The organism is Hyalangium minutum, assembly GCF_000737315.1.
Lineage (GTDB): Bacteria > Myxococcota > Myxococcia > Myxococcales > Myxococcaceae > Hyalangium > Hyalangium minutum.
Map to the genome: position 1 here is coordinate 359,933 of NZ_JMCB01000001.1, position 23,095 is coordinate 383,027.

Consider the following 23,095-nt stretch of genomic DNA (forward strand, 5'->3'; position numbering starts at 1 on the left):
GGAACCGAGAGCCAGGGCTCTCAGTCGAGCAGGAATGTGTACGAGTACTTCATTTCAGTGGAGACGGCCTCGCCGCCCTTGATGGCGGGCTTGAAGCGGAAGCGCAGAATGGCGTCGCGTGCCGCCTCGTTCAGCCCGTAGCCCGGGCCCGACACCACGCGCGCGGCCACCACGCGCCCCTCGGGGTCGATGGTGATGGACAGCGTCACCGTGCCCTCGATGCCTGCCCGCCGCGCCTCCTCCGGGTAGGGAATCTTCACCTCGTTGGCCAGCCGGGGCTCGCTGTCCACCTGGTAGATGGGCGTGTACTTCGGCGCCGAATAGGCCTTCACCTCCTTGGCCTCGAGGGCCTTGTCCGCCGTGCGCCCATACAGCGTATTGCCTACCGGCGCCCCGAAGCCTCCCGCGCTCGTCGTGGAGGACATGGAGATTCCCACGACCAGGGGCGCCGTCTTCGTGGGCGGCGGCGCATCATTGGGCGGAGGCGGAGCGTCCACCGGAGGAGGCGGCAGCGGCCGGGGAGCCACAGCCACCTTCACGGGAGGAGGCCGGGGGACGGCGCGCGGCTTGGGCGGCTCGGGCTTGGGCTCCTCCTTCACCTCGGGAGGAGGCGGAGGCCGCTGCACCTCCACCATCACCAGCTCCACGGGCCGCTGCGGCTCGGACCGGCCCCGCGGCTGGGCGTTGAGAATCCACAGCGCCGACCCATGCAGCGCGAGCGAGCCGGCCACGAAGCCCACCAGCCACCGGGAGCCGTCCCGCCGTGGGAGGTACAGCGCGCCGCTGTCGAGGACCCTCTGACTCATGGCGGCACCGTTCACAGCCGCGTGGCCTCGGGGGCCACGTCCTTCTCGATGTTGAGGGCGAACTTCGCGATGCCCTGGCCCTTCACCACGTCGATGAGGTGCATGACCCGGCCATAGGGCAGCGACTGGTCCGCGCTGATGATGGCGCGCGTGTCCTTGTCCTTGGACACCGCCTCGCTGATCTTCCTCGACAGCTCGTCCTCACGGACCTCGGTGCCGTCGAAGAACAGCTTGCCTTCCTTGTCGAGCACCACGTTGACGAGCCCCTGCACCGTCTCTCCGCCGTTGGCGGCGCGAGGCAGATCCACCTCGACCGTCTCGCGAACGATGAAGTTGGCCGTCACCATGAAGATGATGAGCAGCACCAGGACGACGTCCACCAACGGCGTGACGTTGATGCCGGTGATCTCGTCCTCGTTCTCCGCGGCTCCGCCGGCCATGACTAGCGAGCCTCCGAGCGCAGGCTGCCCACGAGCGCATGGCCCAGGGCGGTGGTGCGGCTGGTGAGCGTCTTGAGCTGACGGTTGAAGACGTTGAAGGCCACCACCGCGGGAATGGCCACCGCCAAGCCTACCGCCGTGGCCACGAGCGCCTCGGAGATGCCCGCCATGACCGTCTGCTGGATGGCCGCGCCCTTGACCTGCATGGAGCCCAGATCATGGAACGCCTTGATGATGCCGAGCACCGTGCCAAACAACCCGATGAACGGGGCGTTGTTGCCCAGCGTGCCCAGAAAGGACAGGAAGCGCTCGTACTGGGGGCGCTCGCGGGCCATGGTGGAGGCAATCACCTGCTCCACGGTGTCGGCGCCCTGCCCGGCGGAGGCCAGGGCCTCACGGACAACGGCCGCCTCCATGCCGCGCTGGCCCTTCACCGCCTCGCGCACGGCGTCGAACTCGCCGCGAGCCAGCCGCACCGCCAACGCCTCCGAGTCCGGCAGCCGATGGCGCGCGAAGTACAGCGCGCGCTCCAGCATGATGGCCACGGAGATCACCGACAGGACCACCAGCACCCAGAGCACCCACTCCGCGCTGGAGAGCGTCACCCCGAGCAACTTGCCGCTGAGCCACCCCACTCCCTCAGCAGGAGCCTGGGCCATCAACCCCATGGATTGCATTGTGGTTTTCCTCACGTACCGCGTGGATACGAAGGGAACACCGCCCCCCGGGCGAAGTGTCACCGGGGTCATGCAGGGGAGCCCCGGAGGGGCTCAGATGCGCACACCGAGGAGCAGACCGGGCCAGAGACGAGCCGGAGGGGAGCCTCCTCCCACCGTCCACTGCGGCATCCAGCTCACCTCCCGATCCTCGTCGTCCTGGGGCGCGTCGTAGTAGCTCAGCGACGCCCCGGCGAAGAGGGCGAGCCGCCGCTTCAGCTCCCAGCCCACCATCACCCGGAGCCGTCCGAGGGCATTCGACGGCTTCTCCCCGAAGAGCTGCCGCCGCCACGAGCCCGCGCTCACGTCCACGTCCAGGTAGGTCCGCGGGGCCAGAGAGAAATGGAGCCCGAGGCCCACGAACGAGAAGCTGCGGTACGTCCTCTCCCAGGGCTGGACGCCCTCGACCACCAGCACATAGACGCGCTCGCTGCCGTACTTCAGGCCCACGTTCGCGGGAGCGACGTCATCTGCCCACAGCTCGAAGGACAGGCGCCCCTTGCGCACGATGTTGAGAGCGCCGATGGGCACCGTCACATCCTCGGCGATATTGAGCAGCCCCAGCTGAAGGCCCCGCACCTCGTTGCCCACGTTGAGGAGGCCCACCTGAGTGCCGGTGACGTCTCCAGCGATGTTGATGAGGCCGATCTGCACGCCCTTCACCACCTCCGCCGTGTTGACGGCGCCGCCCTGCACACCGCGCAGCTCCGCGTCCGTCCGGTTGGCGGTGCCGCTCAACTGGAATCCGGTGAAGGAGCCCTCGGCGATGTTGACCAGCCCGGCCACCTGCACGCCTCGCCCATTTCCGAACGCGAGATTTCCGCCGAGCGCCACCTGCCCTCCCCACACCTCGCCGCCCGCCACGTTGGCGAGCCCCGAGGCCTGGAGCCCCTCCATCGTCCCATCCACCCAGCTCATCCCCCCCGCCACCGCCAGCCCTCGCACTTGCTGGGAGCGTGTCCCCAGCACTCCGAACGAGACATGGTTGAGGGTGCGAGGGCCCAGCAGCATGTTGGTGGCCAGCGGTGGCACGAGGGACAGGTTCACCGCCACGACAGGCGCATCCACGGCGACGGCCGGCTCCGCGAGCACCGGGCCTCCGCCGCGCTGGGCCGTGCGCATCACCGTCATGGGCACGAAGTCCGCCGTGCCCAGCTTCGTCTCGCCCCCCTTGGCCACCGTCAGCTCGGCCTCGAAGCGCTGCGAGGAGCGCTCCAGCGTGACGTGGTATTGCCCCGGATCCAGCCGGAGCATCAACCGTCGCCCGGGCTGCTTCCGCAGCTCCGCGATGAGCTGATTGCCCCAGTTGCGCACGAAGAGGTGGCCCTCGACCGGCTCCGCCAGCGTCAGCCGGGACTGGGCGCCGCGCAGGTCCGTCATCACCAGATCGCCGCTGCCCGCGAGCTGGATGTCATAGGCCGCGTGCTGGGGCCCGCCTTGGGTGCGCTCGGTGCGCGCGAGCGTCTCGCGGTAGGCGAACTGGTACGCCTCATTCAGTGTGACGCGGCCATCTCCATCCGCGTCCGCGGCGCCGCGCAGACCGGAGATGAGAAAGTGCGTGAAGAAGGAGGCGCCAATGGAGTCCGCCTCTTGCGCCACCTCGTCCGCGGAGCTGGAGGCGAGAAACGCGTGGCCCCGCACCTGCGACGAGATGTCCGAGAGAAAGGACAACCGGCTCACGCCGCCCTTGAAGCGGGTGAGCGCGCCGGAGCCACAGGAATCGAGGATGGCGATGCGCACATCCACCGGAACCTCGGAGAGCAGCCGGCGCAGCTCGGTGTAAGCCAGGCGCTCGCCGCGAGGCAGCAGCCCCTCCGAGTCCGAGTGGCCCGAGTAGTAGAGCACCAGCTCCCGCCGGGCCTCCGTGGGGGACGTGCTGGAGATGAGCCGGCCCATCCGAGCGATGGCCGTCAACAGCGCGGCCCGATCCGCCTCCAGCAGCAACAGCCGGTCCCCGGGAGCCACCCCGCCCAGCTCCTCCATCACCTGGGAGAGAGCCAGCGCGTCCGAGCTGGCGTAGCGCAGGCGCTCGCGGCCCGCCCCGCCCTCGCTGGAGCCAATGATGAGGGCATAGCGCCGGATGGAGGCGCGCGGCTCCTCCACCGGGGACGCGGCGGCTCCAGTTGCCCCCAAGAGGATCAGCGCGCCCACCATCGCGGCCACGCGTCTCCATCCACCTGCGGCGCTCGTGTCCATCGTGAATCGTGCCTGCGACCCCGGCCGGACCGCGCGTGCGGTTATTTACTTACTCCAGGCACTCGCCCCGGTGCCAGTCCCCCTTGGAGCATGCGGGCTCAACCTTTCAGCCGAAGCAGGTAGGCCTCCAGGAACGTGGACGAGCGGGCGACGACAGAGGACTTGTTCGAGGACGCGAGAGCCTTTCATGAGAAGGCTCCCGCCTCTTTCCCCCCTTTGAGAGTCCGTCAGATCTGCGATGCGCCGCCATCGGCGAACAGCTCCGTGCCCGTGACAAAGCTGCTGTCGTCCGAGGCGAGGAACGAGACGACCTTGGCGATCTCGTCAGGCTGACCCAGCCGGCCCAGGGGAACGGACGCCACGAGGCTCGCCTTGAACTGCGCCTTCTGCTCTGGAGTCTTGGCCAGCCCGTCGAGTCCCGGAGTGTCGATGGGCCCCGGGCTGACGACATTGACGCGGATCTTCCGCTCCTTCAGCTCGAGGATCCAGCTGCGGGCGAAGGACCGCAGGGCGGCCTTGGTCGCGGCGTACACGCTGAAGGCCGCGGCGCCCTTGGTGGAGACGTTCGAGCCATTCAGGATGATCGAACCCCCTTCGCGGAACAGCGGCAGCGCCTTCTGCACGGTGAACACCACACCCTTCACGTTGCTGCCGAAGGTCTGGTCGAAGTGCGCCTCGGTGAGGTCACTCAGCGGGAGGAACTCACCGCCGCCCGCGTTCGCGAAGAGGATGTCGATGTGCCCGGCCTCGCGCTTCACCGTGGCGTAGAGCCGATCCAGGTCCGCGAGCTTTGAGGTGTCCCCCTGCACGCCCGTGGCGTTCTTTCCCAGCTTCTGGACTGCGGCGTCGAGCTCGGCCTGCCGCCGGCCCGTGATGAACACCTTCGCTCCCTCGTTGACCAGCCGCTGCGCCGTGGCGAAGCCAATGCCCGAGGTACCACCCGTAACGACGGCCACCTTGCCCTGATGCTTGCTCATGATTTCGGTCCTTTCACGATTTTGATGACGACCAACATCGTTGCCGACAGGACTTTAATGACGGCCCTCATTATTATTGTCAAGCGAACCGGCCGAGGGCTGGTGTGGAGGAGGAAGAACGATGCGACTCACCAAGGAGCAGGCGGCCCAGAACCGGCGGGACATCCTCGAGGCAGCGGGGCGGCTCTTCCGCGAGCGCGGGTTCGAGGGGGTGGGCATCGCGGACCTGATGAAGGCGGCGGGCTTCACCCATGGGGGTTTCTACAACCACTTTCCCTCCAAGCAGGCGCTCGCGGCGGAGATGTGCTCGGAGGCCTTCCAGCGCTCGAACTCCAAGCTGGCAGAGGAGCTGGAGCAGGCTCCGGACGAAGCGCTGAGGGGCTTCGTGGAGCACTACCTGTCACCTGAGCACCGGGACGATCCCGCGCAGGGCTGCACCCTGGCCGCGCTGGCGGCCGACACTGGGCGTCAGCCCCAAGAGGTCCAGGAGAGCGTCGCCAAGGGCCTGGAGGAAGTGATCCAGCTCATCGCCGCGAACCTCACCCAGGCCCTCCCTGAGCCGCGTACCGCAGGGAAGACCTCGCCACGGGAGCGAGCCATCCAGTTGATGAGCGAGGTGGTTGGCGGGCTGATCCTGGCGCGAGCGGTCGCGGCCGCCAACCCTGAGTTCTCCGATGAGATTCTCGAGGCCAACCTGCGCAAGCTGATCAAGTGAAGCTCGCGTCATGGTGCCGCCACGGCCCGCATCGTGACTAACGCAGGAAGCGCTCGTACTTGCGGAGACGCTCGGGGTCGCCCGAGCGCAGATCCTCCTCGCGGTGGGCCTCGTAGGCGTCTCGGTACTCCGCGCGCGTCATGTGGTTGGGTGAGCTGAAGCGCGCGAGCCGCTCGGGACCGTCGCTGAAGGCATCCTGCTCGCGATCGTCCTCCCACATGCATACCGGGCAGATGTCGTACTCGCCGCGCCAGAGGAACGTGCGGAAGCCGCAGCACGGACACGGCTCCGCGGGAGCGGGCTGGCCTTCGACGGAATCCACCTCCACGCCGAGCACCCGCGCCTCCTCGAGCAGGGCCTCGTTGCGGACGATCCGCCGCGCATCTTCCTCGAGGAACTCGAAGAAGGCGTCATAGGTGGAGCGCCACAGCTTGGGCGGGGAGTCGGGACGCCGGAGCATCTCTTCGCGCACCGACCCGGGGAGCCGCTGCCAACCGTCGGAGTCCTCGTCCCAGTGCCAGTACGCGTCCAGCTCCGACAGCTTCTCGTGGGGAGGCCGGCGGGCGACGAACTCTCGAGCAATCAAGCGAATGAGCGCGTCGCGCTGCATGGAGGTCCTCCGGAGCGGTGATTGCGGCAGGAAGCGGGACACGCCAGGTCTCCTGTTCGGAGGCTTCCATCAAGCCGTTCCTATACTTGCTCCTCTCTCTCCGTCACCTAGCATGTGCACCCCGTTCCGCCTCGCGGCATGACCGCGGGGGTGAAGAGACCTCCGTGCTCTGCTACTTCCGGTGCAAAAAATGTGGCCAGGTGAGCGACCTCTTGCTGGAGAGCGAGGCCAAGACACTCAAGCCCAGCTGCAACACCTGCGCGAAGACGGGAGGCAGCGAGGTCGAGACGAAGCGCACGTTCGCCTTCGCCTTCGGTTGCCGGACCTGCTGGAAGACCTGGCGCTGGTGCACGCCCTCCAACTATGCCACGGCCAAGGCGGCGCGGCCCGACTGCCCCCAGTGCAACAGCAACAAAGAGGTCTATTTCATCCCCTCTCAGGTCACCAAGAAGAAGGCTGAGAAGCGGCAGCGCCCCGGCATGCTGGATGATCCCCAGCATGACCCCAGCCGCTATGACACGCTGGATGTCGAGAAGACCCTCGTCGGTGTGAAGCGGACCAAGCGAGAGGAACTCGCGAAGAAGGAGGAGGACTTCATCTTCACGTCGCTGGAGGATCCGTCCTTCGCCACGGTGTCTCGCATGGAGGGCACCTACAAACAGCAGCGGGTGCGGCAGAAGAAGTTCCTGAAACGGTTCGGCGAGATGAAGACGGGAAGCAATCCGCAGAAGACCTCGGAGCTGAAGACAGGCCGGGTCATCCCGAGATCCGAGTACGACAAGAAGCTGAAGTACAAGGTGGATGTGAAGGGCACGACGTACCCGAAGATGAACGCCTCCGCGCCCACCGTCGTCACCGATGTCCGGATCATCCCGCGCTCATCGACGTGGGACTACCGCGAGCTGGGGCCGAACTCCTTCCTCCGCCGGCTCAGCTCCATCCTGTACATGATTCATTTCGGCGTCGATGACCGGGCCCTCTACAAGAAGGGATCGGAGGACCACAAAAAGGCCTCCAAGGCGTTCAAATCCGACGACGAGAAGTACAAGCCCGTCGAGGTCCAGGCCATGTGGGCAGGCAATTCACTCTACCTGTCCACGAACAACCACCTCTTCTCGGAGCTGCTGCTCGAAGCGCTCCAGACGAAGACGACGGTCCAGGCGCTTGTCGCCGACATCAACCTGGGGAGTGGAGGAACCTATAAGTCGCTCCCCCGGAACTTCACCAGTGACCATGTCGACAAGGTGAAAGAGTACCAGCAGGCAATCGTCACGAACACGGAGTCGGCCTACCGCTCCTATTTCCTCTTCCAATGGACGTATGTGTTCCAGCAGCTCCGCGAGGCGGTCGAGTTCACCAACATCAGCAGCGTCACGATCAAGCGCAGCGGCACCCACTACGACTCGTGGACGATCGCCCCTGGTGACAAGGCGCTGACGGCCAACCGCGTGTTCGTCGTCCTGCCCGAGACGGACACTCCCTCGAAGGGGCTCTTCGTGAACAAGGAGGTCCACGCGGAGGAGCTCTTCTATCCCATCCTGATGGAACTCGACGCCAAGGGCCGGTTGACAGAGCAGAGCCCGGCGTTTGTCGGGGGCGTCAAGACGGCGTGCTTCACCTGCGCTCTGGTCCTCAACGCGGCGTCCACGCGGCTCCAGAAGAAGCTGATCCTCCCCACGGACGCCTACGGCCACTACTGGGAGAACTCCGGGAAGCATGTCTCCGCGCTGACGTTCACGCCCAACACGCAGACCCTCGTGTTCTCGGACAACACCACCTCTCACAATGTCTACGACACGGAGATGCCGTGGTCTCCCAAGAGCCCCGATCACAAGTGAGCAAGGAGTGAACGTGGGCACAGACGACTTCGACGGCTGGATCCAGAGCCAGATCGCCTCACTGACTCAGGAGCGCGATGCATTGTGTGCCAAGCGTGATGAGGCCCGGGCGCACGCGACTCCCCGATCGCTGACGGAGGAGCGAGAGCTGGTGGGCTTGCTGGGAGAGTTCTTCCGCCGCCATCGCTGCGTGAGCGGTACGCTCGAGCACATCCGCAGGCGACGTAACACCGAGACGGTTGTCTACGGCATTCGCGAGAACGGCGACCCGGACACCTTCTTCTCCTTCAAGGGCGAACCATTCTGGGTCCGGATCGAGGAGTTCCTCGAAACTCAGGAAGGCGAGTGCCGGCTGGAGCTCCGGGTCGATCTCGCCAAAGGCATGTCATCCGCGAGCTTCCTCGACGGCGAGAGCTACCGAAACTGGGATGAGGCGGCTGAGCTGAGCAGCGGGGTGGACCAACTCGAACGCCGGATCAAGGGCTTCCGAGGCCTCAATGTGAGCAAGGAGCCCTTCGGTAAGCCACTGGCCCGCAAGGTGGCGCAGGCGCTGAGCCGAGGGGACCTGTGCTTCTCCCACAGGGACTACTGCGGTACGGGTCTGTTCCTGAGCCAGTCGGGCCACTACCTCTACGCCACCGTCGAAGATGGTGGCCCGGCGAACGTCCTCCGCGAGTTTCCGAGCATCGAGCCCTTCGTCGAGTGGCTTGCGCAGCAGAGCGACGCTTCGCTGTCGCGGTTCGGCGAGACCGACTTCGTCTTCCTCAACCAGACCCTCCGCCGCCAACGCCTGGAGGAGTTCATTGCCGGCCAGCACGGGTACAGGACCCTTTCATGACTCCAAAACCTCTCATTCTCTTCGTCGCGCTCGCCGCTGTGCTGCTTGCGCGTTGCACCTCTCCTGAGACTGGCACGGCCCAGTTCGCCGTCTCCGCGAGGCAGGCGCTTGCCTCCAACATCTCCCGCGTCACCGTGACTTCCAGCGCGGCGGATATCCCCTCTGTCACAGTGGAGCTCGCCCAGACCCACGGCCTATGGGGCGGCATCATTGGCAACATTCCCGCCGGCTCCAACCGCGCCTTTCACGCGCAGGCTTTCGATGCTTCGGGCGCTCTGCTCTTCGAAGGTACCGCCTCCGGCGTCACCATCTCCGAAAGCCAGACCACCCTGGTGGCCATCACCCTCCAGGAGGTGAATGCTCCGCCGCCGCTCGACAACGAGGCCCCGATTATCGACTCGCTGGTGGCCACAGCCACCACGGTGGCCCCGGGCGGCAACCTGGTCCTGCAGGCCACCGCCCACGACCCCAACCCGGGTGACACCCTCACCTACGCCTGGTCTTCCACCGCGGGCACCTTCTCCGCGAGCACCTCGGATGTCACGGGGTGGATCGCGCCTCTCACGCTTGGCGCTCAGCGGCTCACCTTGACCGTCACGGACCCAGGCGGCCTCTCCTCGAGCATTTCCCTGAACGTCAACGTGGCCACGAGCGGACCGGAGGGAGAAGCGCAGCTCTCCATCACCTTCAACAGCTCGCCTCGGCTTGCCTGGGTGTCTGCCTCCCCCACGCAGCTCTCCCCCGGGCAGACCACCTCGGTCTCTGTCGCAGGCACTGATCCGGATGAGGATGGCCTCTCCTACTCCTGGAGCGCCACGTGTGCAGGCGCTTGGGCCAATGCCTCCTCCAGCTCCGCTCAGTTCACGCCCTCGGCCCTGCCTGCCGTGGCCTGCAACAACTGCCGCCTCACGGTCTCCGTGTCGGATGGGCGTGGCGGGCAAACCACCGGCACCGTGGCCCTGTGCGTGAGCGATACCCCGCCTATCAACCACTTCCCTCCTGTCATCATCCGCTCCTACCGATCCTCGGACACGGCCACGGCGGGCCAGGAGCTCACATATGAGGTGGAGGCCAGGGATCCCGAGAACTCCGCGCTGACCTTCTCCTGGGCCGCCAGCACTGGCTCTCTGGGAGCTCCGGCCCATGGCACTTCCCACAGCCGCATCACTTGGACCGCGCCCTCCTGCCTCGATGCCTCCACGGCCGTCACCGTCACCGTCACCAATGCCTCCCACCTGATGGCCACGAGAACCTTCACGGTGTCCGGACTGCCCGCGTGTTCCAATGCCGGCTGGTCCCCAGCTGGCTCCTTGACTCTCGGCCGTTTGTACCACTCCGCGACCGTGCTACCCGGCGGCAGGGTGCTCACCACAGGAGGGCGGACCAACAACGGCACCCTCGATACGTCCGAGCTGTATGAGCCGGTGTCCAACACCTGGCGCCCCACCTCCCCCATGCTGATGCCGCGAGAGCGGCACTCGGCGACGCTGCTCCTCAACGGCAAAGTGCTCGTTACCGCCGGAGAGAGCTATGGCGAATGGGGCTACAGCGAAAACGTTACAGCCGCGGAGCTGTATGACCCGGCCTCAGGCTCCTGGAGCATGACCGGCTCCTTGGCCTCGCCCCGAGACCAACACACGGCGACGCGACTGACCGATGGCCGGGTACTCGTGACCGGGGGACGCCCTTCCAATGGCTCCATCAGTGCCGCTGCCTCGGCGGAGGTGTACGACCCGGCTTCGGGGACCTGGAGCGCCACGGGCTCCATGATCACCCGTCGCTCGGGGCACCGAGCGACGCTGCTGTCCAATGGAAAGGTGATGGTCTCGGGTGGACAACATGAGGGCACCTCTCTCTCAACGGCGGAGGTGTACGACCCTGCTTCGGGAACCTGGAGCGCCACGGGCTCTCTCGCAGAGGCGCGTTATGATCACACCGCGACGCTGCTGCCCAATGGCAAGGTGCTCGTCACGGGTGGGTATGGAGCGGGCGCTGCCATTGCCACCTCGGAGGTGTATGACCCAGCCACGGGCACCTGGAGCGCCACCCCGTCCATGAGCGTGCCGCGCATTTGGCACACCGCGACGCTGCTTCCCAACGGCAAGGTGCTCGTCGCAGGCGGGTTCAACTTTCTGCATTATGAGCTCGCGACAGCGGAGGTGTATGACCCAGTCACGAGCACTTGGAGCAGCACCCCGTCCATGGCCTCGCGCCGCAGATTCCACGTGGCGGCGCTCATGCCAGACGGCAAGGTGCTCGTCGTGAGTGGAAACGGCTGGGAGGGGCAGGTTCTCGGCACTCTCGCGTCCTCGGAGCTGTACACCCCCTAATGCCCCTCGATCGCTCCTGGCGTTTCATCGGGATTGGCTTCCACGCGCCTGAGTCCTAACGGCGCGTGGCTCCACCGGCGGCGGCCTCACGTTGGGCGGAGAGCCAGGCCTGCCGGGCCTCCAGGGGCAGGAGGCTGTGCTCGAAGCCCGCGGCGGCGAGGGAGAGGATCTGCTCAGCGCTCCAAGAGAAGCGGTCCGCGCAGCGCAGGTACTCGTCGGTCAGGGTGGTGGAGAACAACGGGGGATCATCGCTCGCCAGGGTGATGGAGAGCCCAGCCTCCAACAGTCGCGGCAGAGGGTGCTGGCCGAGCTCGGAGCAGACGCCCAGCGAGACGTTGCTGCTCGGGCAAACCTCAAGGGGGATCCGCTTCTCGGCGAGGTACTGGACCAGCGAGGCATCCTCCAGACAGCGAACCCCGTGGCCCAGCCGCTCGGCGCCCAGCCACCTCAGGGCCGCCCAGATGCTCTCGGGGCCGGCATGCTCGCCGGCATGGGGCAGGCTGTGCAGGCCCTCGTCCCGAGCCCGCGTGAAGAGCGGCGCGAATGGCTGGAGCGGCCACTCCAGCGACTCGGGCCCCGAGAGCCCCAGCCCCACCACCCCGTGCTCCCGGCCACGCAGGGCCAGCTCGAGGGTGGGCTCGGCCCGGTCGGCCTGATTCCGGAGGGTGTCGAACACCCAAGCGAGCTCGACAGCATGCTCCTCCCGTGCTCGCGCTCGGCCTTCGGCCAGGCCTGACAGCAGCTCATCCCCTGAGACACCGCGCGCCACGTGCGTCATCGGCGTCACAGTGACCTCGGCATAGCGCACGTTCTGCGCGGCGAGCCCCCGTGCCAGGTCGACGGTGATGGCGGTGAAGTCCTCGGCATCCGTGAGGCAACTCGAGAGGGCGAGATAGAGACGAAGGAAATCGTCGAACGAGGTGAACCGGTAGTGCCGCCGCAGCCCCTCGACTCCCTCGTCGCTTCCCGGGAGCGAGCGGCCATGCCTGTTCGCGAGCCTCAGGGCCAGCTCGGGTTGGATGCTCCCTTCGAGATGGAGGTGGAGTTCGGCCTTGGGCAGGCGGCGGATAAGCTCATCCCTGGGCAGTGCGAGTCCTGGCATGTCCTCAGTCCCGAGCGCCCAGCCGCACCAGCTGGCCCGGCCGCTCGTCCGTGATGGCGCCGTGGCGCTGCACCGCGCGGCCCGCGACGAAGGTCGCCACATAGCCCTCGGCGGTCTGCACGAAGCGCTTGCCCCCGGCGGGCAGGTCACGCCGCAGCTCAGGCCTGCGGAGCGACAGGCGTGACGGCTCGATCACATTGAGATCGGCGCGCATCCCCGGTGCGATCACACCCCGGTCGGACAGGCCCAGGTAGCGCGCGTTGCGCGAGGTCAGCAGCTCTACCGTGCGCTCCAGGGGCAGTCGCTCCCGCTCGCGGTCGCGTGCCCACCACGTCAACAGGAAGGTCGGGAAGCTCGCGTCGCAGACCGTGCCCACGTGCGCACCCGCATCCGAGAGCCCTGCGAGCGCCCGCGGATGCTCGAGCATCCGCCGGACCACCTCGAGCGAGCCGCCGTTGTAGTTGAAGATCGGGAAGTAGATGAGGTTCGAGCCGTCCCCCTCGCAGAGGTAGTCGTACAGCGCGGCGAGGGCCGGCTGTCCACTGTGCTTCGCGCGCACCAGGAACGAGTCGGCCAGCGCGGGCTCGTAGTTCGGCCTCTCGCCGAGAGGGAACATCCGCCCACTGATGAGCTCGATGCGCTGCAACAGGAGGTCCACCAAGGGGGGGATGGGCGTGCCGTCACCCGCCAGCCGCTCGGGCTTCTCGGAGAGGATGCGCGCGCGCCGGGCGGGCTCGCGCAGGGCCGCAGCGCGCTCGGCCAGCGGCAGCGAGGAGATCTCCTTGTAGCCCGGGAAGCCGATGAAGGGATGAAAGCTCGCGTCCAGCCCCAGCAACACGCCGATCCCGCGCGCCGCCGCCTGCAGGTACAGCGGCAACCCCCGCGCCACTGCGGCCTCGACGCGCTCCCGAATGGCCTCGTACTGCTCGCCGCCTGGGTCGCGCTGCAGCCAGGTCATCGACAGCGGCCGGCCCGCGGCACGGGCGAGCTGCTCGACCAGATCGAACTCGGCGTGGAACCGGCCCGGGTCGCGCAGCAGATCGAAGTCGCTCACCACTTGAAGCACGCCGTGCGAGAGCCCCTGGAAAGCCTGGGCGAGGCCCGCAAGCTCGTGGGCGCTCGCCTCCGAGGCAGGGGTCTCCCGGCCCTCCGCCGTGCGGTGGTTGTCGGTGCGGCCGGTGGTGAAGCCCGCGGCCCCCGCCTGGAGCGCGGCGTGCAGCAACTGGCGCATCGTCGAGATGTCCTCGGGCGTCGCGGCCTGGTGGGCCTCGGCGCGCTCGCCCATTACATAGATCCGCAGCGGGTCGTGAGGAACCTGGACGAGGAAGTCCAGGCTGTGAGGCACTGCCGCGAGCGCGTCCATGTACTGGGGGAAGCTCTCCCAGCCCCAGCGGATGCCCTCGGCGAGCGCGGCGCCGGGAATGTCCTCCACGCCTTCCATCAGGCTGATCAGGCGAGGGTGCTCGTTCGGGCGCACGGGCGCGAAGCCGACGCCGCAGTTGCCCATCATCAGCGTCGTCACACCATGGAGGATGCTGGGAGAGAAGGTCTCATCCCAGCTGGCCTGGCCATCGTAGTGGGTGTGGAGATCGATGAACCCTGGGGTGACCCAGGCGCCCGAGGCCTGCACCCGCTCGTGGGCGGCCTCGGTGATGCGGCCGACCTCGACGATGCGGCCGTCTCGAATGCCAACGTCCGCAGTGCGCGGCGCCGCCCCGGTGCCGTCGATGACAGTGCCTCCCTCAAGCAGCAGATCGAGCATCCTTCCTCCTCCAGAGAATGGCCAGCGTCAGGCCCGACACGATGTGCCAGATGCCCCAGAGGCTGGCGATGATCACCATGCTCAGGTTGGCGTTGAACTGCACGGCGATGATGCCGAGCGCCAGCCCTGAGTTCTGCATGCCCCCTTCGATCATGACGGCGCGCCGATCCCGCTCGGGCACCCGCATGGCCATGGCCGACAGCCACCCGAACCCGAGGCCCGCCGCGTTGTGCAGCACCACCAGCCCGAGCTGCGGAAGGATCTCCGCCGTCAACAGGTGTCGCTGGCGGATCAGCCCCAGCACGATGAAGGCAAGCAGCGCGAGCAGGCTGAAGTTCCCCAGGGGCTTCTGAAGCTTCGTGGCGGCGTCCGGCAACCGGTGGCGGAGCAGCAGACCCAGCGTCATCGGCGTGGCCAGGATGAGCACCAGGCTGACCCAGATGTCGGACGGATCGATCTCCAGCCCGCGCAGCCACGACGCAGTCACGGGATTGGCGGCCATCATCCAGCCGAAGTTGAACGGGGTGAGGACCAGCGCGAGCAGGCTGGCCACGGCCGAGACGCTGACGGACAGGGCGGTGTTGCCGCCACCATAGTGGGTGATGAAGTTGCTGAGGCTGCCGCCGGGACAGGCCGCCACGAGGATCATCGCCGCCTCGATGGGCGGGGGGAGATCGAGCAGCAGGGTGGCGCACCAGGTGCCCACGGGGAGCAGTACGAACTGGGGGAGCAACCCGCACACCACGCTGCTGGGCATCTGCGTGACGCGCCGGAAGTCCTCGACGCGCAGTTCCAGCGCCACCGAGAACACCATCACCGCCAGCACCAGGCTCAGCACGAGTTGCTGCGCGGTCACGCGAGGGCTCCTGCGACGGCGGTCCTCCCGTCGCACGAGCAGCCTAGCGCACAGCCGGGGAACGAGGACAGCCGTGTCCAGCCCGTTCTTGGGTATGACAGCGGGCAGTCCACCTGGGTGAGTGGACTGCCCCACCTCCAGACGAGACTTACTTCACGAAGCCGTTCTCGAAGGCGGCGAACTGGCTCTCGAGCTTCCACTGGAGCGCAGCGCGCTTGTTCGCAGTCAGGAAGGCCTCGCAGGCCGAGGAGGCGGGCACCGCGCCCAGATCCTGCTTGGCGCAGGCGCTCACCGGCTGGCCGTAGCCCTCGGACTGGGACCACAGGCTGTCGCCCTCGACGAAGGCGTTCTCCAGGCTGACGCGCGCCATGTACTTCAGCTTCGCGTAGTCCAGGCCCTGGTCCGTGGCCGCCGCCACGTACTCGTCGGTGATGGTGCCGCGCAGGATGCCCTGGTCATCGGTCGCCAGCGTCACCGGCACCTTGTAGTCCAGGTACTTGGAGAGCGGGTGCTTGGTGCCCGAGGCCCCCAGCAGCACCCGGTTGGACGTCAGGCAGATCTCCACCGTCACCCCGGCGGCGCTCATGTCCCGCAGCAGATCCTCCACGCCGTCGCCCGCGATCTCGGTCAGCACGTCCACACCGTGGCCGATGCGCTCCGCGTGAGCCTTCTCCACCGCGTTGCGGATGTGGAACGTCATGTGGTCCTGCGTGGAGGACGTCAGCACCTCGGAGATGAGCTCGCCCGCGTGCAGGGAGATGTGGACCGTCTTGCGGCCCGGCTGGTTGTCATTGAAGTCATCCAGCACCCCCAGGGCGAACATCTCGTCGTCGTAATAGGCGAGCGAGTTGGCGTTCTCCTCGGGGGACACGAGGTTGATGCCGACGATCTCCGGGACGATCTGCGCCAGCTCATAGGCATAGACCCACTGGCCGAACACCACGGCCCGGGTCCCCGTGCGGTTGGCGGAGACGATGAGCCGCACGTCCACGTCGCAGCCCGGGTCGGGCGAGGCCGTGTCGCAGCCGAGCAACTCGCGGGCGCCCTTGAGCGTCGCCGCGATGCTGGCGGCCTGGTTGTTGAGGGCGGTGGTGAAGGCCGGGGTGGTGATGATCTGCTGGCGCTTGGCCAGCAGGGTGGTGGCGTCCCACGGGTCCGAGGGGCCGAAGAGACCGGCCGCGATGTTGCCGCCCGTGCCCGAGCCAAAGCCCTGCATCAGCTCTACGTAGATCTGCTTGTTCTGGCCCGCCTTGGAGAGGATGTCGGCATAGCTGTCGTCATTGCGCGCGTCGATCTGCACCGCGCCATACTTGCCGAAGGCGTCGAAGAAGTGCTGGTGCGCGCTGAGCAGCGGCCCAGGGTGGTCCTCCATGGACCAGGCGCTGAGCACGGCGTCGTAGAAAGCGCGATCCGTGGCGGTCTGGGACAAGGGCGTGGTGCCAGGCTGGCAGGGATTGCTGGCGACATAGGTGGTGGTGTTCACGCACGCGCCATCCTCCGCGCCCCACTGAATGAGCTTCTCGGTGGTGATAGCTCCCGAGGTGTGGCTGTGCAGATCGCCACCCTTGGGCATGTCGCGGAGGAAGTTCTGGAGCGCCGTGGAGTCACCGCGGATGGACTCCATGTGGTCGCGCACTTCGCGCTCGCGCTCCTCCGCTGTCAGTTCATCCCCACAGCCCGCCAGCAAGAGCGCTGCCGTCACCACTGCCCACCGTTTCTTGTGCATCACGTCTGTCACCTTGAAGAGAAGAGAAAAGAGGCCCCCATGGCTTCATCGAGGGGCCTCGTTCCGAGCTCATACCTCAAGTGCGAACAATTGCACCTACGGTTGCACGGAGAGTGATGCACTTATATCAGACTGATATATACTGGGAGCCGGAGGTCACCGTGGCAAGAGAGAACACCTGCCAGTTCGCCATCCTGGGGATGCTGTGCCGGGAGCCCATGAGCGGTTACGGCCTGCGGCAGGCCATCGAGCGGACCGTGGGGCACTTCTGGCAGGAGAGCTACGGCAACCTGTACCCGACGCTGGAGCGGATGGAGGGAGAGGGGCTGGTCGCGCTCGATCGGGAGGAGCATTCGCCGGGCGGGCGGGTGCGCAAGGTGTACCGGGTGACGGCGGAAGGGCGGCGGGTGCTCGCAGAGTGGCTGCGGCGGCCGGTGGTGCCCCACGTGGAGCGCAACGAGTTGCTGCTCAAGCTCTTCTTCGGGGGACGGGTGGGACCGGAGGACTCGCTGGCGCACGTGGAGCGCAGCCGGGCCGAGGCCGAGGGGCTGCTGGCCGTGCTGCGGCTCATCGACGAGGACATCCACCGCTCGCGCGAGGACCACCCGGAGCTGCCCTACTGGCACCTGTCCATTCGCGCGGGGTTGCTTGGACTGGAGGCGCACCTGCGCTGGTGCGACGAGGCCCAAGAGACGCTCCAGCGTCTGGCACACACGAAGGATTCGAAAAAGAAGGGGGAGCGGGATGGGCGGTAAAGAAGGCTCGCGGCGCTGGCAGGTGTTCCTGCCATGGCTCGCCCTGGTGGGCGGGGCCGGCATGTCAATGCTCTTGAACTCGCGTGGGTCGCTGCTGCCCGGCTGGTTCATGGGCGCCTTGTTGCTCTTCTTCGTCCGCCAGCAGCGGCCGTGGGTCGGCTTCGCCGGCATCCTCTGCGTGAGCACCCTCGCCACGGGCCTGACGAACCTGGAGGTGTTCCCAGGGTCCGTTGCGGGCAATTTCGGGATGGCCTTGGGTGGCGCATTCTTCCTGGCGCTGGTGTTCCTGGCGGACCGGCTCATCGTGGGGCCGCGGGCGTCCTTCGCGGGGACGCTCTTCCTGCCTGCGGCGATGACGGGGCTGGAGTTCTTCAGCAGTCAGGGAAGCCCGTTCGGCACCTGGGGCTCGCTGGCCTACACCCAGGCTGGCGCACCCGTGCTGGTGCAGCTCGTGTCGGTGACGGGACTGTGGGGCCTGACGTTCGTCCTGGTGTGGTTCGCCTCCGTGGTCAACTGGGCCTCCGAGCACCGGGCCGAGGGGCGCCGCGTTCTGCCGGGAGTCGCGGTGTTCGTGGGCGTGCTCGGGGTCATCCTCGCCTTCGGCGCGCTGCGGCTCGCGGGGGCGGGACGCGGGGGCGAGCCCGTACGGGTCGCGGGCATCACGGTGGCGGGCGAGGTGGCTGCGGGACGCGAGGCGGGGCTGTCCCGGCTCATCCAGGGAGGAACCTTTGGGAACGAGGACTGGCGTGCCTTCGCCGAAGCCTCGGGTACGGTGAACGAGGAGTTGTTGCGCCTGTCGGAGCGGGAGGCCGAGCGAGGGGCGAAGCTCATCCTCTGGTCCGAGGGCAACGCGGTGGTGCTGGCCGAGCAACTGCCAGCCCTGCTCTCTCGGGGGACGGCCCTGGCGCGCGAGCGGAGCGTGTGGCTCGGCATGGCGGTGGCGAGCTTCGAGCCCTCGGTGGAGCGCATGTTGCGCAACGAGCTCATCCTGGTGGGGCCGGATGGGAGCATGGCGTGGCGCTACGTGAAGGCCCGGCCTGTGCCCGGGTGGGAAGCAGACCACTCCATTCCGGGGAGCCAAGAGGTGCCGGTGCTGCGCAACTCGGGCGTGGGAAACCTGGGGGGAGCCATCTGCTTCGATGGGGACTTCCCAGCGGCCTTCGCCGACCCTGGGTCGCGTGGACTCGAACTGCTCCTGCTGCCAGCGAGCGACTGGCAAGGCATCAGCTCACTGCACATGCGGCAGGCGGTGTTCCGCGCGGTGGAGCAGGGGTTCAGCATGTTGCGGCAAGCCAACCAAGGCCAGTCGGTGGCGGTGGATGGATACGGGCGCGTGTATGGCGAGCTGGACCACTTCACGACGGAGGATCGGGTGTTGCGCGCGGAGCTGCCGGTGGGGCGAGTACCCACGCTCTACGCGCGCATCGGCGATTCCGTGGGGATTCTCTCCGGGCTGGTCACGCTGGGATGGGTGGGCTGGGCCGTCGCAGGGGGACTTGCCCGGCGGTGGCGTGCGCGTGAGAGGCTTCACGCACAGCCAAACGCTTGAAGCGTCTGGCCCTCGCCCTGCTCTATCCGCTCAAGCGCCGCGCAGAGCCGCCCGCCCCAGGGCGCGACAGGCCTCGAGGATCTCGTCGGAGAGCGGAGTGCCCTTGAGGGCGCGCGCCAGGCTCAGGCCCCCGCTCAGCAAGGCAATGACGCCCAGCGCCCGCTGCCGCCGCAGCCCCTTGTCTCCCGCGAGCAGCGCTCCCAATCCCTCTGCCCACGTCTCCAGCTCTTCCGCGAGCGCGTCACGCGCTTGCGGCGAGGCGTAGGCGTGGGCGGCCTCGCTCACCACGGATGGAAGAGGACATCCCTCCGCGGGGTTGTCGCGGTGCCTTCGAGACAGGTATCGGCGAAGGACCACCTCCAGCGCCTCGGAGCCCGAGGACTGCACGACGCTCAACAGCTGGCGCCACCGCTCGCCCAGCGCCTGGCGCAGAGCAACTCCGACCAGCGCCTCCTTCGAGTCGAAGTGTGCGTAGAAGCCGCCCACCGTCAGGCCAGCGCCCTTCATCACCTCCGCCACGCTCGCCCCGGAGATGCCGCGCTCGCGCAGCAGCCGCACGGCTGATTCCAGAATCGCCTGGCGCGTGCGCTCCTTCTGTTCCTCGCGAATTCCCATAGCGTCTCCCGGCGGCTCCGGCTGGGAGCCTGTTCGTATGATGGGCCTCATCTGTATGACGGCCGAAATATGATGCCCATCATGCCGATTTCCCAGGCTGGAATGGCGTCACCCGGTTGCAAAAGCACCTGGGCCCTCCTGTACACTCACCGCCATCGTCTCACTTCCTCTCACACGAGGGCGCCTCCATGAGTGTCAGCTCCACCAGCGGCTCGAGCTCCAACCGAAGCTCGTCGTCTTCCTCCTCTTCTTCTTCTTCCTCCTCTTCTTCTTCTTCCTCTTCCTCCAGCAGCAAGACGGCCAATAGCCAGGACAAGAACAAGGAGAGCAAGAACACGGCGTCTGGCAAGCAGACCCCTACGCAAGAGCGGCACTACCGCAGCAGCTTCCAGGATTCGGCTCCCACGAGCCCCAAGCTGCAGAACACGCCCAAGGAGGCGCAGGCGAAGAACCCTCAGCAGCTGCTGCACGCTCCCAACCTCACCCTGGATAACCTCGGACCGTTCCTGGATTCCACGCCCATGGCGCTGCAGAAGGACACGCTCCAGGCGCCCAAGATGGACACGCTCGAGGACCTCAAGCCGGTTCTTCAGTCCAGGCCCCTCGGTCCTCCGTCCACCTTCACCAAGACGGCCCCTGCCACGTTCTCACAGGACGGCCAGAACTTCGCGGCCAACAATGGCTACCCGGTCTATGCCCAAGGCTCAGGAATGCCCTGGGCGGCGGACACGATGGGCAGGAGCGGAGACACTCTCAGCGGCTATGGCTGCGCTATTACCGCAGTGGCGATGGGAGTCAGCGGCATCACCGGGAAGACCGTCACCCCGGGCGAGATGAACACGTTCATGAACGGGATCGACGGCTACAACGGCAATGGCGCCATCGACCGGTGGAACCAGATGGGGAATGTGGAGGCCGCGGGCGTCCAGGTGAAGCGCGAGGACTGGGGGACCTTCAAGGCGGACCAGATCGACCAGGAGCTGGACGCGGGCCGCCCGGTGGTCGTCCAAGTGGATTACAAGGGCAACACGGAGGGCGACCACTGGATCCTCGTCACAGGCCGCAACGCCGAGGGCCAGTACCAGGCGAACGACCCCGCTGGCGGCAAGGTGATCACCATGCACCGTAATGATGACGGTCAGCTCGTGGCGGACGAAGCCAATGCCCGGTCTGGCCGTCCGTACGTCACGACCGGGAATGCCACGACCTTCGACCGCGGTGCGCCGGCAAACGCGACCAGTCCCACCACGTTCACGTTCCAGAAGCAGGCACCCACCCCGATGCCGCCCCTGGATCGCTCGAAGCTTCCGCAGCAGGCGCCCATCCCGATGCCGCCCCTGGATCGCTCGCAGTTCCAGCAGCAGGCGCCCATCCCGATGCCCGCTCCGGACCGGGCCAAGCTCGCCCTGACCATCCCTCACATGGAGAACGGACTGCTGCAGCCCGGCACCTCGGTCGAGGCCGCCATCGCCAACGCGGTGGATACGGTGGGCATCGGTTACGGGTACATGAAGGCCATGGGCAACCAGGAGAGCTCGTTCAATCCCTCGGCCAAGGCCGGAACCAGCAGCGCCACCGGCGTGTACCAGTTCCTCGATCAGACGTGGCTGGGGACGGTCAAAAAGCATGGGGCCGAGCACGGTCTGGGAGACATGGCCGCGCAGATCCAGTGGGACTCGAACGCGGGGAAGTACGTGGTGGCAGACGACACCGTGCGGCAGCAGATCCTCGACGAGCGCTACAACCCAACCTCCAGCGCGTTGATGGCGGCCGAGTTCACGCTGGAGAACCAGAACCACCTGAGGAGGACGCTGCAGATCGAGCCGGGACCGACCGAGCTCTACATGGCCCACTTCCTGGGGGCCGGGGGCGCAACGAAGTTCCTGGGCGCGCAGGGCAACGAAAAGGGCAGCCAGAGCGCGGCCGACATGTTCCCCGACCAGGCCGAAGCCAACCCCAACATCTTCTATACGAATGCCGGCACGGCGCGGACCCTGGATGAGGTCTACGCGGTGCTGCAGGCGAAGATCGCCCCCAAGGCCGAGGCCTACGAGCTCGCTCGCGGCAGCTGACCACAGCTCAGGGCCCCTTGCGGGCATGCCCCCCCTGTACACCGGCGCGGCTTTCAGCGCGGCCGGTCAGGGGGCGAAGGAATTGCTAGCATGGCTCCGTGATCGTCTTCCTGCGGCGTCTCAGGTTCTTTGTGGCGATGGGGGCCGCAGGAGGTGCGCTGATCGCCCTGTGCTGCCTCGTTGCCTACCTGACCCGTTCATCGGTCGCGGGAGGCCTCCTGGGAACCCTCTTGGGGTCGGTCTTGTTGATCATGACCGTGCTCGAAGAGGAACACTGGGGCGGCTTACCCGGGGATGGGTTGGTCCTGGGGATCGCCACGGTGATCGCGGCTTGCCTGGCGGGGTTCGTCGGATGCCTGCCACTCCCGGAGTTCAGCCGTCTCCACTTCGCCGAGCAGCGGGAGGTCTCCAGCGAGGAGCTGGCGAACCACCCCGGGGTGACGCGCTTCCGGCTGCGCGACGGCCGCGTGGAGGCCCATACCGTTCACAAGAAGTACCACCGCCATGCGGACAAGAAGCCCGCCGTCACCTACGCACATGCCGTGGCGCCCGTGCGCCCTCCCGGGTGGCGCCCCGGTGATCCCGTGCGCGTGTGGGCGGTCTGCCACGACTTTAGCGAGAGTGACGAGCAGGCCGCGTGCCTCGATGCCTGGCATGAGCCGCCAGGAGGAGCCGTGGCCGTCGATCCCGAGCTCGAGCCCTGCTTTCAGGCCGCCGTGCCCGCGGAGACCGCTCCTCGGGATGGGCGCCTCGTGTTCGTACACTGGGTGAAGAGCCCGGAGACCTATGTCGAGGAGCGCTGGAACGAGGTCATCGGCTTTCTTCGAGGCACGGCCATCGGCTGGGGTGCCGTTGCCGGCCTCTGGTTCCTCGGGACCTCCGTGGTGAGGTTGCTCTTTGCGCTCCGAAACTTGAGAGCCACGGGAGATGACGCGCAGTAAGCCTGTGGAGGCGGCGGGAATCGAACCCGCCGCTCGGAGCTTCTGGCGAGAGCGGAGGCGGGATTTGATGTGGCCGAGAGGGGTCGAGCCCGTGCGATACTGCGATACCGCGATGCGGGTGACGGCCGATTGCGAGCTGCAGCCGTCGGAAACGCGACTTGCGGGATGACCGCTCGCGACGGCGCGCGCGGAACGTGGCGTGCCTCTGCGCACTGACGAGCGACCGTGCAACCGCGCAAAGAGACCAGCCC

Annotated in this window: 19 protein-coding genes; 8 read left to right on the forward strand and 11 right to left on the reverse strand. The window is 67.2% G+C overall.

The window, feature by feature from the left end; genetic code table 11:
- Window positions 1-20: 20 nt before the first annotated feature.
- The 5 genes from DB31_RS01285 to DB31_RS01305 form a co-directional block, all read right to left on the reverse strand.
- Window positions 21-806 (reverse strand): energy transducer TonB, encoded by a 786-nt coding sequence (locus DB31_RS01285; RefSeq protein WP_044182101.1) that lies wholly within the window; start codon window positions 804-806, stop codon window positions 21-23.
- An 11-nt stretch (window positions 807-817) separates the two neighbouring features.
- Window positions 818-1,246 carry an ExbD/TolR family protein gene (locus tag DB31_RS01290; protein ID WP_044180866.1) on the reverse strand — a complete coding sequence of 143 codons (429 nt, stop codon included), beginning with the start codon at window positions 1,244-1,246 and terminating at the stop codon, window positions 818-820.
- A gap of 2 nt (window positions 1,247-1,248) precedes the next feature.
- Window positions 1,249-1,923 carry a MotA/TolQ/ExbB proton channel family protein gene (locus tag DB31_RS01295; RefSeq protein ID WP_044180869.1) on the reverse strand — a complete coding sequence of 225 codons (675 nt, stop codon included), beginning with the start codon at window positions 1,921-1,923 and terminating at the stop codon, window positions 1,249-1,251.
- A 93-nt stretch (window positions 1,924-2,016) separates the two neighbouring features.
- Window positions 2,017-4,116 carry a caspase family protein gene (locus DB31_RS01300; RefSeq protein WP_240486503.1) on the reverse strand — a complete coding sequence of 700 codons (2,100 nt, stop codon included), beginning with the start codon at window positions 4,114-4,116 and terminating at the stop codon, window positions 2,017-2,019.
- A 269-nt stretch (window positions 4,117-4,385) separates the two neighbouring features.
- Window positions 4,386-5,135 carry an SDR family NAD(P)-dependent oxidoreductase gene (locus DB31_RS01305; RefSeq protein ID WP_044180873.1) on the reverse strand — a complete coding sequence of 250 codons (750 nt, stop codon included), beginning with the start codon at window positions 5,133-5,135 and terminating at the stop codon, window positions 4,386-4,388.
- Between the two features lie 121 nt (window positions 5,136-5,256).
- On the opposite strand from DB31_RS01305, the gene DB31_RS01310 reads away from it, so the two are divergent.
- Complete coding sequence (locus DB31_RS01310) at window positions 5,257-5,850, forward strand: TetR/AcrR family transcriptional regulator (RefSeq protein ID WP_044180876.1); 594 nt, start codon at window positions 5,257-5,259, stop codon at window positions 5,848-5,850.
- A gap of 37 nt (window positions 5,851-5,887) precedes the next feature.
- Here the strand turns inward: DB31_RS01310 and DB31_RS01315 are convergent, their stop codons facing one another.
- Complete coding sequence (locus DB31_RS01315; protein WP_240486468.1) at window positions 5,888-6,502, reverse strand: CPCC family cysteine-rich protein; 615 nt, start codon at window positions 6,500-6,502, stop codon at window positions 5,888-5,890.
- A gap of 158 nt (window positions 6,503-6,660) precedes the next feature.
- Here DB31_RS01315 and DB31_RS01320 point away from each other — a divergent pair, with 158 nt between their 5' ends.
- From DB31_RS01320 to DB31_RS01330, 3 genes are read left to right on the forward strand one after another with little or no spacing between them, the layout of a single operon-like run.
- Window positions 6,661-8,298, forward strand: a complete 1,638-nt coding sequence (locus DB31_RS01320) for a hypothetical protein (protein WP_157231722.1) — start codon at window positions 6,661-6,663, stop codon at window positions 8,296-8,298.
- Between the two features lie 13 nt (window positions 8,299-8,311).
- Window positions 8,312-9,136 carry a hypothetical protein gene (locus DB31_RS01325; RefSeq protein WP_157231724.1) on the forward strand — a complete coding sequence of 275 codons (825 nt, stop codon included), beginning with the start codon at window positions 8,312-8,314 and terminating at the stop codon, window positions 9,134-9,136.
- On the forward strand, window positions 9,133-11,466 hold the full coding sequence (locus DB31_RS01330; RefSeq protein ID WP_044180885.1) for a kelch repeat-containing protein: 2,334 nt from the start codon (window positions 9,133-9,135) through the stop codon (window positions 11,464-11,466). The genes DB31_RS01325 and DB31_RS01330 overlap by 4 nt, the downstream gene beginning before the upstream one ends.
- 55 nt (window positions 11,467-11,521) lie before the next feature.
- On the opposite strand, the gene add is transcribed toward DB31_RS01330, so the two are convergent.
- The 4 genes from add to DB31_RS01350 form a co-directional block, all read right to left on the reverse strand.
- Window positions 11,522-12,568: an adenosine deaminase gene (gene add, locus DB31_RS01335; protein WP_044180887.1), complete on the reverse strand. Its 1,047-nt coding sequence runs from the start codon at window positions 12,566-12,568 to the stop codon at window positions 11,522-11,524.
- A gap of 4 nt (window positions 12,569-12,572) precedes the next feature.
- Complete coding sequence (locus DB31_RS01340; protein WP_044180890.1) at window positions 12,573-14,330, reverse strand: N-acyl-D-amino-acid deacylase family protein; 1,758 nt, start codon at window positions 14,328-14,330, stop codon at window positions 12,573-12,575.
- A complete protein-coding gene (locus DB31_RS01345) occupies window positions 14,311-15,186 on the reverse strand; it encodes a bile acid:sodium symporter family protein (RefSeq protein ID WP_044180894.1) in 876 nt (291 codons plus the stop codon). The genes DB31_RS01340 and DB31_RS01345 overlap by 20 nt, the downstream gene beginning before the upstream one ends.
- A 148-nt stretch (window positions 15,187-15,334) precedes the next feature.
- Window positions 15,335-16,912 carry an amidohydrolase family protein gene (locus DB31_RS01350; protein ID WP_044180895.1) on the reverse strand — a complete coding sequence of 526 codons (1,578 nt, stop codon included), beginning with the start codon at window positions 16,910-16,912 and terminating at the stop codon, window positions 15,335-15,337.
- A 161-nt stretch (window positions 16,913-17,073) separates the two neighbouring features.
- Here DB31_RS01350 and DB31_RS01355 point away from each other — a divergent pair, with 161 nt between their 5' ends.
- A complete protein-coding gene (locus tag DB31_RS01355; protein WP_044180899.1) occupies window positions 17,074-17,667 on the forward strand; it encodes a PadR family transcriptional regulator in 594 nt (197 codons plus the stop codon).
- Window positions 17,657-19,216, forward strand: a complete 1,560-nt coding sequence (locus tag DB31_RS01360; protein ID WP_044180902.1) for a nitrilase-related carbon-nitrogen hydrolase — start codon at window positions 17,657-17,659, stop codon at window positions 19,214-19,216. Before DB31_RS01355 ends, DB31_RS01360 begins: the two co-directional genes overlap by 11 nt.
- 30 nt (window positions 19,217-19,246) lie before the next feature.
- Here DB31_RS01360 and DB31_RS01365 read toward each other — a convergent pair whose 3' ends face one another.
- The gene (locus DB31_RS01365) at window positions 19,247-19,831 is read right to left on the reverse strand and encodes a TetR/AcrR family transcriptional regulator (protein WP_044180905.1); all 585 of its coding nucleotides are present in this window, start codon (window positions 19,829-19,831) and stop codon (window positions 19,247-19,249) included.
- A gap of 188 nt (window positions 19,832-20,019) precedes the next feature.
- Between DB31_RS01365 and DB31_RS44385 the strand changes: the two genes are divergently transcribed.
- Window positions 20,020-21,903: a C39 family peptidase gene (locus tag DB31_RS44385; protein WP_052419631.1), complete on the forward strand. Its 1,884-nt coding sequence runs from the start codon at window positions 20,020-20,022 to the stop codon at window positions 21,901-21,903.
- Between the two features lie 242 nt (window positions 21,904-22,145).
- Window positions 22,146-22,844 carry a hypothetical protein gene (locus DB31_RS01375; protein WP_157231726.1) on the forward strand — a complete coding sequence of 233 codons (699 nt, stop codon included), beginning with the start codon at window positions 22,146-22,148 and terminating at the stop codon, window positions 22,842-22,844.
- Window positions 22,845-23,095 lie beyond the last annotated feature (251 nt).

Excerpts from the sequence above, each read along its gene's own strand:
- DB31_RS01295 (WP_044180869.1), bottom strand. The coding sequence starts at position 1,923 with ATGCAATCCATGGGGTTGATGGCCCAGGCTCCTGCTGAGGGAGTGGGG.
- DB31_RS01365 (WP_044180905.1), bottom strand. The coding sequence starts at position 19,831 with ATGGGAATTCGCGAGGAACAGAAGGAGCGCACGCGCCAGGCGATTCTG.
- DB31_RS01340 (WP_044180890.1), bottom strand. The coding sequence starts at position 14,330 with ATGCTCGATCTGCTGCTTGAGGGAGGCACTGTCATCGACGGCACCGGG.
- DB31_RS01290 (WP_044180866.1), bottom strand. The coding sequence starts at position 1,246 with ATGGCCGGCGGAGCCGCGGAGAACGAGGACGAGATCACCGGCATCAAC.
- DB31_RS01360 (WP_044180902.1), top strand. The coding sequence starts at position 17,657 with ATGGGCGGTAAAGAAGGCTCGCGGCGCTGGCAGGTGTTCCTGCCATGG.
- DB31_RS44385 (WP_052419631.1), top strand. The coding sequence starts at position 20,020 with ATGAGTGTCAGCTCCACCAGCGGCTCGAGCTCCAACCGAAGCTCGTCG.
- DB31_RS01330 (WP_044180885.1), top strand. The coding sequence starts at position 9,133 with ATGACTCCAAAACCTCTCATTCTCTTCGTCGCGCTCGCCGCTGTGCTG.
- DB31_RS01310 (WP_044180876.1), top strand. The coding sequence starts at position 5,257 with ATGCGACTCACCAAGGAGCAGGCGGCCCAGAACCGGCGGGACATCCTC.
- add (WP_044180887.1), bottom strand. The coding sequence starts at position 12,568 with ATGCCAGGACTCGCACTGCCCAGGGATGAGCTTATCCGCCGCCTGCCC.
- DB31_RS01350 (WP_044180895.1), bottom strand. The coding sequence starts at position 16,912 with ATGCACAAGAAACGGTGGGCAGTGGTGACGGCAGCGCTCTTGCTGGCG.
- DB31_RS01300 (WP_240486503.1), bottom strand. The coding sequence starts at position 4,116 with ATGGTGGGCGCGCTGATCCTCTTGGGGGCAACTGGAGCCGCCGCGTCC.
- DB31_RS01285 (WP_044182101.1), bottom strand. The coding sequence starts at position 806 with ATGAGTCAGAGGGTCCTCGACAGCGGCGCGCTGTACCTCCCACGGCGG.
- DB31_RS01305 (WP_044180873.1), bottom strand. The coding sequence starts at position 5,135 with ATGAGCAAGCATCAGGGCAAGGTGGCCGTCGTTACGGGTGGTACCTCG.